General features: G+C 33.7%; 18 protein-coding genes, 1 pseudogene and 1 riboswitch. Of the genes and pseudogenes, 14 read left to right on the top strand and 5 right to left on the bottom strand.

The window, feature by feature from the left end:
- Nucleotides 1-11: 11 nt before the first annotated feature.
- The gene (locus tag EKN01_RS00560; RefSeq protein ID WP_129044537.1) at nucleotides 12-1,049 is read right to left on the bottom strand and encodes a CAP domain-containing protein; all 1,038 of its coding nucleotides are present in this window, start codon (nucleotides 1,047-1,049) and stop codon (nucleotides 12-14) included.
- 145 nt (nucleotides 1,050-1,194) lie between these two features.
- Between EKN01_RS00560 and EKN01_RS00565 the strand changes: the two genes are divergently transcribed.
- The 4 genes from EKN01_RS00565 to EKN01_RS00580 all read left to right on the top strand — a co-directional run bounded on the left by EKN01_RS00565 (nucleotide 1,195) and on the right by EKN01_RS00580 (nucleotide 5,811).
- A complete protein-coding gene (locus EKN01_RS00565) occupies nucleotides 1,195-1,842 on the top strand; it encodes a hypothetical protein (RefSeq protein WP_129044538.1) in 648 nt (215 codons plus the stop codon).
- A 91-nt stretch (nucleotides 1,843-1,933) separates the two neighbouring features.
- Nucleotides 1,934-2,839, top strand: coding sequence for a phosphogluconate dehydrogenase (NAD(+)-dependent, decarboxylating) (gnd, locus tag EKN01_RS00570; protein ID WP_129044539.1), 906 nt, complete (start codon nucleotides 1,934-1,936; stop codon nucleotides 2,837-2,839).
- Between the two features lie 11 nt (nucleotides 2,840-2,850).
- The gene (gene gntK, locus EKN01_RS00575; protein WP_129044540.1) at nucleotides 2,851-4,389 is read left to right on the top strand and encodes a gluconokinase; all 1,539 of its coding nucleotides are present in this window, start codon (nucleotides 2,851-2,853) and stop codon (nucleotides 4,387-4,389) included.
- 69 nt (nucleotides 4,390-4,458) lie between these two features.
- On the top strand, nucleotides 4,459-5,811 hold the full coding sequence (locus EKN01_RS00580) for a gluconate:H+ symporter (protein WP_129044541.1): 1,353 nt from the start codon (nucleotides 4,459-4,461) through the stop codon (nucleotides 5,809-5,811).
- Nucleotides 5,812-5,841: 30 nt separating this feature from the next.
- Here the strand turns inward: EKN01_RS00580 and EKN01_RS00585 are convergent, their stop codons facing one another.
- Together EKN01_RS00585 and EKN01_RS00590 are read right to left on the bottom strand one after the other, a co-directional pair.
- Entirely contained in the window at nucleotides 5,842-6,216 is a 375-nt protein-coding gene (locus EKN01_RS00585) for a winged helix-turn-helix transcriptional regulator (RefSeq protein WP_099974302.1), read from the bottom strand.
- A gap of 61 nt (nucleotides 6,217-6,277) precedes the next feature.
- Nucleotides 6,278-7,452: pseudogene (locus EKN01_RS00590) on the bottom strand (MFS transporter).
- Nucleotides 7,453-7,648: 196 nt separating this feature from the next.
- Here EKN01_RS00590 and EKN01_RS00595 point away from each other — a divergent pair.
- Genes EKN01_RS00595 through EKN01_RS00610 form a run of 4 tightly spaced genes read left to right on the top strand, consistent with a single transcriptional unit; the run spans nucleotide 7,649 to nucleotide 9,694 of the window.
- Entirely contained in the window at nucleotides 7,649-8,047 is a 399-nt protein-coding gene (locus EKN01_RS00595) for a fluoride efflux transporter FluC (RefSeq protein WP_129044542.1), read from the top strand.
- Nucleotides 8,044-8,397 (top strand): fluoride efflux transporter CrcB, encoded by a 354-nt coding sequence (crcB, locus tag EKN01_RS00600; RefSeq protein WP_241685219.1) that lies wholly within the window; start codon nucleotides 8,044-8,046, stop codon nucleotides 8,395-8,397. The genes EKN01_RS00595 and crcB overlap by 4 nt, the downstream gene beginning before the upstream one ends.
- A 10-nt stretch (nucleotides 8,398-8,407) precedes the next feature.
- Nucleotides 8,408-8,827, top strand: coding sequence for a DUF805 domain-containing protein (locus EKN01_RS00605; RefSeq protein ID WP_099974305.1), 420 nt, complete (start codon nucleotides 8,408-8,410; stop codon nucleotides 8,825-8,827).
- Nucleotides 8,828-8,842: 15 nt separating this feature from the next.
- On the top strand, nucleotides 8,843-9,694 hold the full coding sequence (locus EKN01_RS00610) for a YitT family protein (RefSeq protein WP_099974306.1): 852 nt from the start codon (nucleotides 8,843-8,845) through the stop codon (nucleotides 9,692-9,694).
- A gap of 28 nt (nucleotides 9,695-9,722) precedes the next feature.
- Here the strand turns inward: EKN01_RS00610 and EKN01_RS00615 are convergent, their stop codons facing one another.
- Complete coding sequence (locus EKN01_RS00615; protein ID WP_129044543.1) at nucleotides 9,723-10,217, bottom strand: thiol peroxidase; 495 nt, start codon at nucleotides 10,215-10,217, stop codon at nucleotides 9,723-9,725.
- A gap of 93 nt (nucleotides 10,218-10,310) precedes the next feature.
- On the opposite strand from EKN01_RS00615, the gene EKN01_RS00620 reads away from it, so the two are divergent.
- From EKN01_RS00620 to EKN01_RS00640, 5 genes are all read left to right on the top strand, one after another.
- Nucleotides 10,311-10,823, top strand: a complete 513-nt coding sequence (locus EKN01_RS00620) for a GNAT family N-acetyltransferase (RefSeq protein WP_129044544.1) — start codon at nucleotides 10,311-10,313, stop codon at nucleotides 10,821-10,823.
- Between the two features lie 131 nt (nucleotides 10,824-10,954).
- Entirely contained in the window at nucleotides 10,955-11,374 is a 420-nt protein-coding gene (locus EKN01_RS00625) for a hypothetical protein (protein ID WP_129044545.1), read from the top strand.
- 131 nt (nucleotides 11,375-11,505) lie between these two features.
- Nucleotides 11,506-12,147, top strand: coding sequence for a WxL domain-containing protein (locus EKN01_RS00630; protein WP_129044546.1), 642 nt, complete (start codon nucleotides 11,506-11,508; stop codon nucleotides 12,145-12,147).
- 128 nt (nucleotides 12,148-12,275) lie between these two features.
- On the top strand, nucleotides 12,276-13,370 hold the full coding sequence (locus EKN01_RS00635; RefSeq protein WP_129044547.1) for a DUF3324 domain-containing protein: 1,095 nt from the start codon (nucleotides 12,276-12,278) through the stop codon (nucleotides 13,368-13,370).
- 65 nt (nucleotides 13,371-13,435) lie between these two features.
- Nucleotides 13,436-14,404 (top strand): DUF916 domain-containing protein, encoded by a 969-nt coding sequence (locus EKN01_RS00640; protein ID WP_129044548.1) that lies wholly within the window; start codon nucleotides 13,436-13,438, stop codon nucleotides 14,402-14,404.
- Between the two features lie 19 nt (nucleotides 14,405-14,423).
- On the opposite strand, the gene EKN01_RS00645 is transcribed toward EKN01_RS00640, so the two are convergent.
- Entirely contained in the window at nucleotides 14,424-15,926 is a 1,503-nt protein-coding gene (locus EKN01_RS00645) for a helix-turn-helix domain-containing protein (protein ID WP_129044549.1), read from the bottom strand.
- Nucleotides 15,927-16,022: 96 nt separating this feature from the next.
- A riboswitch (Lysine riboswitch) is annotated at nucleotides 16,023-16,196 on the top strand.
- 94 nt (nucleotides 16,197-16,290) lie between these two features.
- Between EKN01_RS00645 and EKN01_RS00650 the strand changes: the two genes are divergently transcribed.
- Nucleotides 16,291-17,808, top strand: a complete 1,518-nt coding sequence (locus EKN01_RS00650; RefSeq protein WP_129044550.1) for an amino acid permease — start codon at nucleotides 16,291-16,293, stop codon at nucleotides 17,806-17,808.
- Nucleotides 17,809-17,817: the final 9 nt, after the last annotated feature.

Here is a 17,817-nt window from a genome sequence, read left to right on the forward strand (position 1 = left end):
TTTTTATAAAATTATTTAGATTCTGAGAATGTCTTGAATGTATAGCTATAGCTAGGATGTTCTTCAGAATTTAAATTATTAATAGTAACTTGATATTTTGAATGTGAGTCAATTGTAACATTATTTGGTGGTAAAAAGCTGATAACATCAGATGCAAAAACATATGATCTATCATTGATTGGTTTTACATTTCCAGAAGTTCCATCCGACAGATTAGTTACTGTAATTTCAGTATTATCTGTAACAATATTTCCGCTTTCTTTAGCAAAGCTGATTGACCAAGGAATATTTGTAGATCCGGTGGCATCTTCTAACTCTTCAAATGGAAATACACCACTATTGGGATATGTAACGATATCTTTTTGTAAATCATTAAATGTATCAGCTACATTATTAACGAAGATGTTTTCGTATTGTCTTCCATTGTTAGCAATTGTGATACCAATACCAACACTGCTCAATTGTGGAGAAAGGAACCATGCGCGATGTCCTGTGTCTAGCCCATCAATGTTTGTATTATCAATTACCAGTTCCTTTATAGGTTCAGATAATGTTCTTGGATATCCAAAATATAGGTTACTGTTTCCAGTTGCATATACAGCTTGATTCCAATATTTATCATTAATATTATTTTGCTGTTGAGTGTTGGCTAAAAAGTGTTGACTTAAAAATGGATTGGACAAGCTAGCGGCCATGACAGAACTAGCTATCTGAGATTGGTTTGATGTGGTTTTATTTAAAGTGACAGCGTCAAGACCACTTAATTTACGATAATAATTAATCCAATTTAAAGTTCCATTTATAGCGTTATCAGAAAGAATGCCAGGCTGAAAATTTTGCGATAACAACGGTGATGTTTGATATAGATTTGCTTTGTTATATGTTTTATTATCTAATGAATTATAGCTATTTTGAATATCGGCAATTTGGGTTTTTTCTTCGACGGTGTAAGAAGTATCTTCAGCAAATACAGTTGATGTGTTAGAGATGTTTGCTCCAAAAGCCAAAACTATGATAAATGTCGTAATAACTCTACTGAATTTTTTCATCTATATTCTCCATTCTATAGATGTAATTATATCAAAAAATATAAAAAAATATGTAGCGTTGTGAAAAAGTTATTTACAATTTGTAGAACGTTATTATATAGTAAAAAAGAATAAATATATTTTTAATAAAGTAGGGGGATTCATTTTGGCAACATCATCAGAAGAGAAATTTATTAAACCAGGTGAAGCAGCAGAAAGTCTTGAAATAAGTGTTGCTACACTTAGAAAATATTCTTTAATTGTTGAAAAAGTTACAGATAATGGAAACTATTTCGAAAGAAACAGTCAAAGAAATCGTTTATATTCAAAGAAAAATATTTCAGACTTTAAGAAACTTATCAAAGAAAGTCACAAACCAAAGGTTAAGCTAGAAGACGCTGCCAAAAAAGTTTATGATGTTTCGGCAAAACCTGAAAAGAAAGCAGTTAAGAAAACTACAACTGCCAAAAAATCAGCTGCAGCTGCTAAGCCTTCAAAAGAAACTACATCTGCTCCTAAGAAGAAATCACCAACAGTCAAGGAGCTAAAGGCACAGATTGAAGAACTTCAAGCAGCAAATGAAAAGCTTCGAGAAGAAAATGACAATCTATCTATGATGTCAAATGATAAAAAAGCTGATGATGAAAAATATCAAAATTATATTGAAAAATTAAAAAATATTGAACGTCCTGAAAATTCAGAAGAAGATCCTAAAGACGCTGAACAGTCTAGAGTCAACCATCTCAAGACTTTAGTAAACATGCAAGTGAGCGAAGAAAAAAAGGGTCGCTGGTGGGACAGATTTCTTAAATAGTCCAAAAGCGTGAACAATTATAATTGTTTGCGCTTTCTTTTTTTGTAAATGTATATAATAATAAGTCCTATAAGAACACGGAGGCGAACTAATGGCTAAATTAGCAATGATTGGATTAGGTAAAATGGGAATCAACCTTACAGAAAATCTGATTAGAAATAATAATGAAGTTGTAGCATTTGATCTAAATGAATCTTCAGTAGAAGAAGCGGGTCAGAAAGGTGCAATTACTGCTAAATCTTTAGAAGACGCAATTAGTAAGTTAGAAACTCCAAAGATAGTTTGGGTAATGTTACCAGCCGGAGCACCAACTAACAATACTATTGAATCTTTAAGCAAGTTATTATCTAAAGACGATATTGTAATTGATGGTGGAAATTCATTTTATAAAGATTCATTAGAGCATAATAATATTTTGTCATCAAAGGATATCAATTTCTTTGATGTTGGAACATCTGGTGGAATGAGTGGTGCTAATCATGATGGGAACTTTATGATTGGTGGAGATAAAAAAGAAATTTTCGAGACTTATTTGAAACCTATTTTTGAAGGCATTGCTCAAAAAAATGGATATTTATATACAGGACCTGCTGGAAGTGGTCATTACTTAAAAATGGTTCATAACGGTATTGAATACGGCATGATGCAGTCAATAGGTGAAGGATTCGAAATATTGGAAAAAAGCCAATTTGACTATGATAATGAAGCGGTTGCTAGAGTTTGGTCAAATGGATCTGTAGTTAGAAGTTGGTTAATGGAACTAGCTGAATCTGCATTTGCGAAAGATGGTAATCTAGATGACATTAAAGGAGTTATGCACTCATCAGGTGAAGGACGTTGGACATTAGATGAATCTCTAAATCTACAAGTTGCTGCACCTGTTATAGCAATGTCATTGATTATGAGATATCGTTCTCAAGAAGATGATACATTCACTGGTAAAGTTGTTGCGGCATTGCGCAATGAATTCGGTGGTCATGAAGTTGATAAAAAATAGGAGATAGATTAATGGAATATATCATAGGTGCTGACATAGGAACAACAAGTACAAAAGCAGTTTTATATGATATGAAAGGTAACGTTATTGCATATGCAAATAAGGGTTACCAGTTGTATCAAGACGAACCGGGCATGGCTGAAGAAGATCCTGATGATATTTTTGAAGCGATAATCGATGTTTTATCTCAAGTTATGCGTAAGGGAAAAGTTAAACCAGACGAATTGAAGGGTGTATCCTTTAGTTCAGCAATGCACAGTTTGATACTGATGGACGAAAATGATGAACCACTAACACGTGCCATCACATGGGCAGATAACAGAGCTGCAAAGTATAGCGATCAGCTAAAAGAGAATGGACTTGGCAAAGAAATTTATGCTAAAACAGGAACACCAATTCATCCTATGGCTCCGCTATCAAAAATACTTTGGATCAAAAATGAAAAACCTGAATTATTTTCTAAAACTAAGAAATTTATTGATTTAAAGACATATGTATTTTTCAAGTTATTCGGTGAATATAACATGGAATATTCTATTGCATCAGCAACAGGAATGTTCAATATCTTTGAACTAAAATGGGAACCACAAGCTCTAGAAATGTTAGGTTTATCAGAAGATAAATTACCTAACTTAGTTGAACCTACTGATAAAATTTCTGGAATTGATCCAAGTTATGGAAAGGTTACCGGAATCACAGCAGATGTTCCATTTATATATGGAGCAAGTGATGGTGTTTTATCAAATCTAGGAGTTAACGCTATTGATCCAGGTGTTCTGGCGGTAACTATTGGTACCAGTGGGGCTGTCCGTGTAGTAGTTGATAAGCCGGTAGTTGATCCTAATGGTAACTTGTTCTGTTATGCACTTACAAAAGATAAGTGGGTTGTAGGTGGTCCAGTTAACAATGGTGGAATTGTCTTCCGATGGGTCCGTGATCAATTGTTTGCTCCTGAAAAAATTACTGCAGAACAAATGCAAATATCGAGTTATGATATCTTGACTCAAATAGCTGAAAAGATTCCAGCTGGATCAGATGGTCTATTATTCCATCCATATCTAGGTGGTGAACGTGCACCTATTTGGAATGCTTACGCAAGAGGATCATTCTTTGGCTTAACTAGACAACATACTAGAGCTCACATGGTTCGTTCAGCTTTGGAAGGTATTGTCTACAATTTGTACATGGTTATGCTAATGATAGAAGGAGTTGCGGGCAAACCTAAGAGCATTCAGGCAACAGGTGGATTTGCTAGATCAGAATTGTGGCGCCAAATGTTAGCGGATATCTTTGAACAAGATGTTACAATCCCAGAGAGTTTTGAAAGTTCATGTCTAGGAGCTGCTGTATTAGGAATGTATTCATTGGGATATATTGACGATTTATCAGAAGTTAAGAACATGGTTGGTGTAACAAATGTACATAAACCAAATTCTGAAAATTTTGAAGTTTATCGTGAATTGCTACCTATTTGGATCCGTTTATCAAAAGTTTTGGAACCTGAATATAAGAGTATTGCAGATTTTCAAAATAAATATATGAAAAATTAACTCGTAAATATACGAGTTTTATTTTCAAAAGTTAAGTAAGCGATAACATTATGAAGAGGGGACAAATTTATGGATTTTTTAATTTTAGTTTTAGGTATTGCTCTACTGCTATTTTTAATAATAAAAGTTAAAATGAACACATTTGTATCACTTATTATTACCTCTATACTAGTAGGTATAGGGCTAGGAATGCCTTTGGATAAGATTGCTACTAGTGTACAAGATGGTATTGGAAGTCAGTTAGGGGAACTTTCTATAGTCTTTGGTTTTGGCGCTATGTTAGGTCGTTTGGTTGCAGACGCAGGTGGTGCTTATCGTATAGCACATACCTTAATTGAAAAATTTGGTAAAAAGCGACTTCAATTGGCTATAGTTCTAGCATCATTTATTATTGGTATAGCACTATTCTTCGAAGTTGGTATGGTATTGTTGGTTCCAATCGTATTCGCAATTGCTATGGAAGCAGGTGTTTCAATTTTATACCTAGGAATACCTATGGCAGCTGCACTATCAGTAACCCACGGATTTTTGCCACCACATCCAGCACCAACTGCGATTAGTGCTGTTTTGGGAGCAAATCCAGGACATGTATTAGTACTTGGTATTATTGTGGCTATTCCTGCAGTTATTATTGCAGGACCTGTGTACACAAGATTTGCTAGAAGAATTGTTCCAGAAGCATTTGAGCGTAAGGGAAATCTATCAGCACTTGGTCCACAAAAGGAATTTAAACTGGAAGATACACCAAGTTTTGGTATCAGTGTTTTAACTTCATTATTCCCAGTTATTTTGATGGCTATTACAACAATTTATCAAATGGTCTTTAATGGAGGACACTTTCCAAAACACCCAACAATATTAGATTCTATAATTGCATTTATAGGTACACCGGCAATTGCAATGACTATTTCATTGCTAGTCGCAATGTATACAATGGGTTGGGCACGTAGAATTAAGACACCTGAAATCATGAGTACCGTTGAATCAGCGGTCAAATCAATTGCAATGCTACTACTAGTAATCGGTGGTGGTGGTGCATTTAAACAAGTTCTAATTGATGGTGGAGTTGGTAATTCAGTAATGCATCTATTCAGTAATGCAAACATTTCGCCACTTCTTTTAGGATGGTTGATAGCAGTGGTACTACGTATCGCACTAGGATCAGCAACTGTAGCTTCTTTGACAGCAGCTGGACTGGTGTTACCATTGATGACTTCAGCAGGAGTTAATCCAGCCTTAATGGTTTTGGCAATCGGTGCTGGATCACTTGCAGCATCACATGTTAATGATGCAGGATTCTGGATGTTCAAAGAATACTTTGATCTATCAGTTAAAGAAACATTAGCAACATGGACGGTACTAGAAACACTGATTTCAATTGTTGGTATAGTATGTGTTTTAATTTTAAGTATTTTTGTATAAACAAAAAACAACCACATTAGTGGTTGTTTTTTATTTTGTCGGATCTAGTTGACCTTCTTCATCTATAAGTCTTATTTCTTCACCATTTTCACGGCGACGGTCAATATCGTTTTGTCCCCATAAGCAAAGTTCGTGCAAAATACTGTTCAAAGATTTACCATACTCTGTCAGTGAATATTCGACTCTTGCAGGTACTTCATTGTAAACTTTGCGATTTATAATATCTGAGTTTTCTAACTCTCGTAATTGTTCAGTCAAAACTTTCTGAGTTATATTTGGAATTGCTTTGAGTAAATCGGCGTTGCGCATTGTTTTAGTTCTTAGGTGGCACAAGATGATTGTTTTCCATTTTCCACCAATAACATCAATAGCAGCTTCAACACCAATATTGTAAGTCTTAGACATGCACCGACCTCCATTAATTAAGTAATAAAAGGCTAGCATTGATATAATTTAAAAACAAGAATTAACGTTGTTCTTTAAACTTTAGAATAAATGTAAGTGATATTCCTACTACCAACATAATAATCCCTATTAGTGGGGTTAAATATAATAAATTGGCTGAAGCTGCTTGTCCACCCATTGTGGAACCAAACATGATACCAATATTAAATGCCGAAATATTCAATGAAGATGCAAGAGATACATCTTCTGGAGTGTAATTTTCTGACAGTTGCAACATGTATAGTTGTAATCCTGGAACATTCATGAATGCAAAAATACCGAGTAATAATACTGCAATCAATCCTAGATAATGACTATTCATAGCAAATATCAAGAATAATAATGCTATTGCTAATCCGCCAAACATGTAAATTAGAGCGGAAAGAGGGTTCTTGTTTGCAAATCTTCCACCCAGAGTATTTCCAACAGCAACGGCAAAACCGTATCCGATTAGAATAACGACATAGCAGAGCTAGACCAGCTCATATTATTGTGCAAGATTTCAGAGATATAGGTATAAGCAGGATAAGTTGCACCATATCCTAAAGCAGTAATAATTATTATTAATAACAATTGAGGTAGTTTTAGAATTCTCCAAATACCTTTGTAGTCAGTGTGCAGTGGTAAAGGAAGATTATTTGGCACAAGCAAAATGCTACTAATTAATCCGATTAATCCCAAAACAATTAGGAATATAAAAGATCCACGCCAGAAAAATGTTTGTCCTATAAATGTTCCTAGAGGAACACCTGTAACTGTTGCGACTGTGAGTCCAGTAAACATAATAGAAATAGCAGAAGCACGCTTATTTGGTTCAACAACATCTGCCGCAATTACCGAAGATACAGCCATAAATATTCCGTGTGAAAGTGCGGTAACAATTCTACCGACTAATAGTATTGTAAAATTTGGAGCACTAGCAGCTAGAATGTTCCCAATAACAAAACCTAGCATGATGTAGACGAGTAGCGTTTTTCGATTTAATCTATTGGTCAATAGCGTCAATACTGGCGCACCAATAGTTACCCCTAAAGCATAAAGTGAAACGGTCAAACCAGCGGTAGATAAAGATACTCCGAATGATTCAACAATCAGTGGCATAATACCAACACTTATAAATTCAGTACTTACAATTGCAAAGGCACTGATAGCTAAAGCCATTAATGTCCATGCAGGTGATATTTTTTTTGATTCCATAATTTATTCTCCCTTGTTAAGTCACAAGTAAGAATTATAACTAGAGTTAAATATGGTACAATAACGCACTTTAAAGTGGGATAGGAACTTTAAAGTAACCAAATATATTTGCATAATAATAGATAATTTTAATTTAATTACTTATGAATATGATGTAATATTGAGTTCTAGGTATTTTTATCTCGAGGTAAATCAAATGACAAAGTTGCAAAAATTTATATACATTATGATTGCCGCATTTTTAGGTGGAAATTTAAGATATGCTCTAGGATTTCTACCAGAACCAGCAGGAACATTTCCCATCGGGACACTTGTAGCTAACCTGTCGGGAGCATTTTTGCTACCGATCGTAGTGATTTATGTTCAATATCAGTTTCATGTTGATAGTGATCGTATTAAAATCATAAGTTCAGGTTTATTGGGATCTTATACAACTTTTTCAACATTTACAAAAGATTCAGTAATGTTGTATTTGAATCATCAGTTTCTAAGCTTGACAATTTATCTATTATTGACAATAATAGGTGGATTTTTACTAGCAGAACTAAGTGTTGTTCTCTCAACAAAATTAATAGCTAAGCAGTCAGGAGAATGACTAATATGTATTGGAGTGTTATGTTAGTCGGACTTGGTTCAGGATTGGGAGCATACCTTAGAACAGAGATCAGTAGTTGGTTTGGTAATTGGGAGTTAGATTTTCCTCTGGGTACGATGTTAATTAATATAGTAGGTTCATTTCTTTTAGGAATTTTTACAGTTAAGACAAGTAATAACTGGCTGCTGTTTTTAGGAACAGGATTCTGTGGTGGATTTACGACATTTAGTACATTTAATCTTGAAGCTACTGATTTGTGGTTTCAAAAGAAGTTTTATCGTTGGACAATTTATTTAATTCTTACATATATATTAGGAATATTTGCGTTTATAATGGGTTATAAAGTATAGGAGTAAAATTATGCAAAACACAATTTGGAATGAAAACGAAAATCCAAACATTATCTCATCAACAAGATTATATTTTGCTGATTTATTTGTCGGTGCAAAACGTATGAGCCGCAAAGACTTTTGGTGGGGAATACTAGGATTTTCTGTAGTTATGGGTCTTGCAATGTGGCTTTTATTTCTACTTATTACAAGAATTATTCCAGTGGACGATTATTTAACTAGTTTATTTTTTGGATTAATTTTAGTGGCTATTGATGGTTTTTATTTGATAGGTTTATTGAATGCTGTGATCCGAAGATTACATGATATTAATTTTAATGCTTGGTGGGCGTTACTCCTCCTCATACCTACGATAGGTTTCATAATACTAGTAGTATTACTATGCCTACCTCAAAATGAAAAATCACGTTATCCTAAACTTATCGATTAATGGAGGTATGTTCTGATGTCTAAGGGAAAAGAATATACACGTAATGTACTAATAGCTGTATTTTATGGAATTACTTCAGCTCTTGGTATTCAATTGTTATTGCAACCATCAATGTTATATACGGGTGGTGTTATGGGTTTGGCACAGTTGATAGTCAACCTACTTCAAAGATTTGCCAATATAAATTCAGAAGTTTATGTATGGTATGCCCTAATTAACATTCCGCTAGTTATACTAGCTTGGAAAAGACTGGGTAAGAAATTTACTATTTTTACTATATTAGCTGTTCTTTCTGCATCATTATTTATTTTATTTATTCCTCTAACGCCCATTACTAAGGATCCAGTTTTAGCCTCAATTTTTGGTGGAATACTTACAGGTGTAGGTATTGGAATTTGTTTTAGATATGATTTTTCAACTGGTGGAACGGATATTATTGCCTTGTTTATTCAAAAAACGACAGGTAGTACAGTTGGACAAATCAGTTTTGGTGTAAATGCAGTTATCATTTTAATCGCAGGAATTGTTTTCGGATGGAAACCAGCTCTGTATAGTATTATTTCTATCTATGTTTGTAATTTGGTTGTTGATAAGATGTATATTCAACAACAAAAAATTACAGCTGTTATCTACTCAAAACATATTGACGAAATTTCTGAAGAATTAATTAAAGGAATCAATCGTGGTATTACGATGGATCACAATTTGAAGGGTGCTTATTCAGGCGATCAAATTGGATCAATTACAATAGTATTAACTAAGTATCAATTATTCTTTGTTAAGCAAACTGTTACTAGAATAGATCCCAACGCCTTTATCAACATACAACCAACTATTGGTATCATGGGTAAATTCAATGACAACTAAAAAAAGAGAAGCCTTAAGGCTTCTCTTTTTAAATAATTTCTTCATCTAAGAAATTAAGTACTTTATCATAGTCAGGTTCATTCGATTGACTCTTTAGAATCTCTGAATAAATGATTTGTCCATTAGTATCAATTACCCAAACAGAACGTGCAAGCAAGTTTGCAGGTTCCATAAGTAAGTGACTAGCATTGGCAAAATGATGATTTACATCAGATAGCATTTGCATGTTTTTAACATTTTCAGCAGCACACCAGTTTGACTGTTCTTCTACAGTATTAACTGAAATAGTTACGAAGTTTATCTCATTATGTATATCAAGTTGTTCATTGAACTTCTTAGTTTGGATGCTACATACTCGAGTATTAATGTCAGGAACAACACTAATCAGCAATGGCTTATCTAATAAATCTTTTAGTGATACAGAACCATTCTTACCCTCAACTGTAAAATCGGGAAGAATTTGAGTAACCTTAAGTGGTTCTCCTATAGTTGAAACAGTGTTTCCTCCAAAGTCTAGTTGCATAATAACACGCTTCTTTCTCCAATGATTTAATAGATATATTATAATGTAATAATATACTTATAACTAATAATAAGATTGTGTAGGTCTTTGTCAATGCATTTAATAGGTAAAAAAGTTCAAATTAGAAATTTCGAAGATCGAGATTTTGAAACATTCTTCAGTATTGTTAGTAATAAAGAAAATCATGACAAATCTGGTATTGAGTATCAACCAGATGAAAGTAAGGCAAGACTGCTATTTGAATCCTATAAAAAAGTGGAAACATCAGACGTAATTGCAGATTCAAATAATAATATGGTAGGAATAATTGAATTAAACGAGCGAGGACTATCTGATGAACTGATAGATACTCGAGAAATAGGCTTTATTATTGCTGACAAGTTTAGACAAAAGGGTTATGCTACCGAAGCTATGAGACTTATAGTAGAATATTCAGATGCAAATGGAATTAGAGAACTGTGGGCAGCAGTAAAGCCCGGTAACGAATTACCAAAGATAATTATTAAAAAATTTGGCTTTGAATATGTCTATCAAGTGAGTGAAGATATTTTAAATCCGTTTGATGAAATAAAATTAGTTGATTATTATATACGTAATAAGTTATAATCATCATATGAAATAAGTTATAATCACTATATGTAAGAAAAATTTTGAAAATTTGGAAATATAGCAACTTGATAAATGATAATATTATTCAAGTAAGGAGATTATATTCTTATTTTATGAGAGGTTTCTATATGTTTAAGAGAAAAGGTTCTAACAAGAGTCTCAAAACTAAAAAGCGTATGATCGGAATCCTTGCAGTCGCTGTTATCTTGATTGGAGTAGTTGGTGGCTTCGGAGTTAAACAAGCTTTAGCTTTGGATAACCAAACTGGTAGTGCTGTCACTAGGTCAGCTCCAGTTGTTGCTAGTGCTTCAGGAAGTGATGCTAGAAGTTCTACATCACATCTTGTTGTTACAAGTGATAATACTGGTACTGATGCTGGTGGTGGTTCTAGCAACACTTCTACACCGTCAGTTAACTTAAACAACATGTCATCTTATCCACAAACGGGAAGTGTGCATGAGTATGGTTTAGTTGTTCTTGGATTTGCGATGATCTTTGGTCTTATGACTTTTTACACTAAGAAAGTATGGAGACAGTCTGCTAATTAATATAATGTTTTAGTTTAAATTCTAAAAATATAATTTACAAATTGTGGATTATTAAAGCATTAGAATTTGTTACTATAATAAACGTAATATTTATTACATATTTTGTTTCTATATTCGGGAGGAATATTCACATGAAAAAATCACTATTCGCATCAGCTGCTACAGCAGCTATCGTACTTGGAGCATTAGCTCCAGCAGCTACAGCTAACGCAGCTCTAGCTACAGACGCTTCATCAAACCCACAATCAGCTACATCAGAAGCTAACGTTACAGTTGCTTCAGATATGCTAACACTTGACGCTGTTCCTGACTTCGGTTTTGGTACAGTTGCTGCAGGTACAATAGCTACACTTGACAACAATGACTCAGTTATCAACAACGATGGTAACGCTAAAGGTCTTCTACAAGTAACTGACTCACGTACAGCTACTGCTGGAAAAACTGCTGGTTACGAAGTTTCAGCTAGCATGACTGCATTTACAGACGGTACAACACCTAACAACGATTTTGTATTGCACCTTGCTTCAGTTGATCTAAAAGACTCAGCTAATGCTAACATTACAGGCGTTAAAACAAACGTTTCTAATCTAAATGCTGATGGCACTTCAAAAGCAACTGTTCTTGCAAACAACACATATGGTTCAGCACGTGCAACATTTGTTAACCCAGAAGATGCTTCTCTTGCAGTTCCTGCAACAGCTGCTCAAAAGGGTAAAGCTGCTTCATATACATCAACAATTACATGGACTCTAACAGCTAAGACTGCTGAATAATTATAACTTTTAGTTAAAATTATTTTTATTGTTGAAATAGAATTAGCCACTACTAATTATGTAGTGGCTTTTCTTATGCAAATAAGCTTATAATAATAACCGTATATATCTAACGGAGGAAAGTTAAAATGAACAAAATATTTTCAAAATTACTTATAGCTATTGCAGCATTGTTCACTGTAGGTATAGCTAATCTGGCAATGCCTCAAGTTGCTAATGCTGCCACTGCCGCAGACTACTCTGTAGCACCTGCTGGTGATAGTACAGCAAATGTTGATAATTCATCTGGATCATTTATTGTAAGTGGTGATCCTGGACAAACATTTGACCTCTCAGTAAAAATTTTGAATAAAGAAGACAAATCACGTAAATTTCAAGTAAACTTTAATACTGCCTATACAGCCGACGGTGGTACATTGAGTTTTGATAAGACTAAAGTTACTGACTCTGCATTAAAGATTCAAGCAAGAGATCAATTTAGTCCTAACTCTCAAGTGGTGACACTTGCTGCTGGTGAAGAAAAAACAGTCACTGTTAAAGTAACTGTCCCTACTGAATCATATTCAGGTACTATAATGGGTGGTGTGAATGTTAAGCCATACAAAGAAGCGGGTAAAGGTACTGTTTCGTCAAATGGTACATTAATTAAGAATAAGTTTAGTTTTTCAATTCCTATTCAAATCAGACAAACTGGTTATCAAAAGCAAGAACCAAAATATTCCATTACAAGAGTTGTGCCTCAACTTGTTGCTTCCAACAAGGGACAAACTGTTGGTGTAAACATTGATGTTCATAATGCTGCTAACAGATATACTGGATCACTATCATCAAAAGCCGTTATTACTAAGAAAAACGACAGTAATTTCAAGGTAACATCATCAGCTGATGGTCAAAACATTGCTCCTACAACTAACTATAACTACTCAGTTGGTTGGGGTGATGAATCACTAACAGCTGGAGATTATCACGCAAAAATCACTTATACTTCAGAAGATAAAACACAGTCATGGGTTGTAGAAAAAGATTTCACTATAACTAATGCTGATGCTGCTAAGTACAATAAATTAGCAGGAATCAAACCAAACTATACATGGCTATACATCTTAATAGGTTTACTAGTAGTAATTATTATCTTAGGACTAGGAATTTACCTAGGAAGAAGAAATAAGAACAACAACGGCGATAATAGCAACGGTAGTTCTAGATCAAGAAGAAGACGTTAATAAAAAGCCATCTAATGATGGCTTTTTTGTTCTCAAATCAATAATTCATAATACAGGAGTTTAAAATGAAAAGAGCGGCAGTCATTATATTATCGTTAGCATCGTTTTTTGCGATAATTTTTATAAAACCTACATCTGTTCAAGCTGAAATACAGAACATCACTGTCACTCCTTTGGTTGGAGATTCTGATATTACTGACAGATTTGAGTTGATTGTAAAACCCGGTGAAACCAGAGAAATAAAAGTATCTGTAAGTAATTTTGAAAATAATAATGTCAAAATAAAACTTCAACCTACTAATGCTACGACATCTGAAGATGGGAAAATTGCCTTCACTGATATGATTAAAAAAGGCGATTTTGGTCTAAAATATGCATTTGCAGATATGACTAAAGCCAAAACTATTGAATTAGGTCCACAAGAAACAAAAGATTTAGCTTTTAAAATTAAAATTCCTAATGAAAAATTCTCTGGTGTGATAATAGGTGGTTTCAATGTCTTTAATGTGAATAAACCTAACCAGGCGCATTCAGATGTCCCAGTTTGGCTGACAGAGAGTAATGAGTCTATCGGTGGAATACTAAAAATTCACTCCTTAGGATTACAAGTTATTGATAGTCAGCCGAATATTATTTTGAATCTATCTAACACCCAACCAGGGATGATGAAAAATTTGATTGTCCATGGAACTATTAAAAGGGAATCGTGGCTGGACAAAATTGGGCTAGGGGATAAGGAACAAGAGACTGATCAAAAATATCCACAAGTTGCACCTAATTCGCGAATTCCACTAGTTTTCAATCAATCACAGTCGCCTATAAAGGCAGGTAAATACCATGTTCAAGCTGAGGCAAGGTCAGGCAAGGCAACATGGAAATTTGAGTATGAGTACATGATATCACCAAAACAAGCTCAGGAAATCAATGATAAGAGTAAAGATTTGGTTTACGATAAAACATGGACATATGTCATGTTAGCAGGTGTCCTTTTAGTCATAGTAGTATTTGTTTTTTGGCTATTGTTTGCTAACTAAATAAAAAAAGGTAAGTCAATTATGACTTACCTTTTTTTATTTTCATATTGTACATGTCGTCAATTCTCTTTAATAGCCAAAAGTAATCAAGTCTGGTTGATTGAAGATTCCAAGAGAGTATCTTGACATTTTTAGGATATTTCTTGAGTTCTTCTTCAGTTGGAAAAATATCCAACGTCGTTAAAATTAAATCAACGTCTTCGAATTCATTATTATTTGCTAGTTCTACATAACTAGTCATAGTAATATTTCTGAGCAATTCGGATTCTGTAGTACTTCCGGAGTCAACTATTAGTTTAACCTTGATTTTATCGGATTCAGGAATAGCACTAATGTAACTAGGTAAGACTTGTGTTAAGTCATGACTAATTGTATCAACTGAGTTGGATATTCCCGGAAATTCATCATGATCAATTCCTTTTATAAAATCAGATATAAATTTATAGAGTGAAGTATATGCGCTAACGCTGTCATTACCTTCACTGAAATTTTGCCAGCTAGTCACAGAAATATCAGACATAATGTAAAAGAATCCAAATATTCTAGCGGTGTATTCCTTTAAATAATTTATAGGATCTATATCGGTGGAAACACTCACGCGAACATTAATCTTATATTTGCTTAGCAAACTGTCGATAAATGAATCAACTAATCCTTTTATCTTTTCTGATGAAATATCGTAGATACTGAAAATCTTATAGTCATCATCACTAGTGGATCTTGATCTAAAGTTTAGATTATTGAAGACACTTAGAAATTTATTTTCATTCATAATATCTGAAGGAGAAATCAATGGGTAATCACTCTGTAAGATTATATCGTCTCCAATTGGGTGATTATCAAATATTTCTTTGTATGAAGTCATGCTTCCCAAGTTGTTCTTTTTGATTAATCTCATACGAGAAATAGCAACTAGATATTTCATTTGAATGAATGTAACAGGATTAACAATTTGTTCTGATCTATGTAAAATTTGTTCAACATTATCTTCGTTTACAATATCAAATGGCCAAACTTGTCCGTGAAAAATTCGCCAATAAATCAAATATGCGACCCATCGAATGCGTTTTTCATCGCCACTGATTTCTAATGTGGAATTAGAAATCTTCAGATCGAATCCCTTAAGCATTTTTCGTAGACCAGCCATTTTTCTATTTAAAGTAGACTTACTTGTAAAATGTAAAGTACTAAAATTATCAAAGCTCGGTTTACTTGTGGACATCCCATAATTAAATGCTTGGAAAACAACAGAGTCTTCAATTAAAAACAACCTATATTTATTAATTGAAATATTGTCAAAATCTATATCTTCAATTTTGTTATTTGCGACATCAAGTTTTTCATCCATAATCATCAAATCTTGGATTAATGATTGAAAAATATTGTATGTTTTTTGGTATGTAAAGTCTAGTTCCGTACTGATGTTATTTAAATTAAGTTCATGTTCTGGCAAGGACTTAATGACAGTTAGCATCTTGTATTTTTCGACTTCAGGTCTTCCTAAAAATACTTCTTCTAACATAATTTCCCCTATATAAATTAAATTTGTTACAGATTTATTATACTATACCAATTTATAATTACTTGATTGCTTTAATATTTTTTAATATAATGAACGTAATTAGATAGAGGCGCGAATTTTATTAGTAGCAAATTTGAGTATGTAGGGTACTTTGACAATTTGTAAAAGGGAAATTTGCCGAAATGTTGTAAAGCCTACAGTTACAACGTTGGGCTGCTGCTTAACAGGTAGTGGACTGTCGCAATGTGTTTGCGGTGAGCTATTGAATATTTCGGTTGATTGAATATATCAGTGAATCCTTAATAATCAGTAGTTTCCTTCTGATTTATTAAGGATTTTTTTGAATCCGGATAGGGGAAACGTGATGGATAATAATAATGAAATGGAAAAGAGTCTGAAGACCAGACATCTCTCGATGATTGCTTTAGGGGGGTCTATTGGAACCGGTCTATTTGTTGCTAGTGGTAGTTCAATATCTACTGCTGGACCGGGGGGTGCTTTGGTAGCATACTCTGCAATTGGTATAATGGTCTACTTTTTGATGACCAGTTTAGGAGAAATGGCTACTTATATGCCAGTATCTGGTTCATTTTCAACGTACGCTACTGAGTTTATTGATCCTGCATTAGGATTCTCATTGGGTTGGAATTACTGGTTTAACTGGGCCATTACATTGGCAGTTGATCTCTCGACAATTTCGATTGTTTTAAAATATTGGTTCCCGATGTGGGAAACTTGGAAAATTAGTTTTGTATTTTTGATTTTACTTTTGGTTATAAATTTCATTTCTGTTAAATCCTTTGGAGAAACAGAGTACATACTGTCATCTATCAAAGTTATTGCAGTAATTGTATTCTTGATATTTGGTATTTTAACTATTCTTGGAATTTTGGGTAAAAATCCAGGAATGGGTATGGGTCCACATCATATGGGACCTCACGGACCTAGGGAATTAACACAACCTATACATGGTTTGAGTAATTACTTTATAGGAGATGCTCCCTTTGTTGGTGGTTGGCCTGCTATATTTAGTGTATTTGTTATCGCAGGATTTTCTTTCCAAGGAACAGAATTGGTAGGTATTACTGCCGGAGAATCTGCAACACCGGAAAAGAGTATACCAAAGGCAATTAAACAAGTATTTTGGAGAATTCTATTATTCTATATTCTTTCTATTGCAGTTATTGGGGCTATTATTCCTTATACAAGTCCTAATTTATTAGGATCTGGCGCTGGAGATATTGCTATTAGTCCATTTACTATTGTTTTCCAAAGAGTTGGTATTCCTCTTGCTGCGGGTATTATGAATGCTGTTATTCTAACATCAGTTGTATCTGCAGCTAATTCAGGACTATACGCCGCAAGTAGAATGCTTTGGTCTATGAGTAAGACTGATATGGCACCAAAAATCTTTTCTAGAACTAATAATCATGGTGTACCAGTATTTGCATTGCTACTAACTGCCATTATTGGAGGTGCAGCGCTTCTAACTAGTTTGTTCGGAGACGGTTTCTACGGAATACTAGTCGCTGCCAGTGGTTTAACTGGATTTATAGCTTGGTTAGGAATAGCATTTTCACATTATAGATTTAGAAAAGCTTATTTAAATAAAGGTTATAAAATAGATGATTTGAAGTATCATGCTAAGTGGTTCCCACTTGGTCCAATACTAGCTATTATTTTGGGAATTATTATTATCTTTGCTCAAGATATTCCTTCAATAATTCACTTCGATTTTGTTAAACTAATTGTAAGTTACAGTGGTCTTATCCTGTTATTTGTATTTTGGATTTATTACAAATTAAGATACAAAACTAAATACTTAAAATTAGATGATATCGATGTTGAAAAAATAAGAGAACAACATATACATAATAGTTGAATTTATCAA

It is taken from the genome of Companilactobacillus metriopterae (assembly GCF_004117915.1).
Lineage (GTDB): Bacteria > Bacillota > Bacilli > Lactobacillales > Lactobacillaceae > Companilactobacillus > Companilactobacillus metriopterae.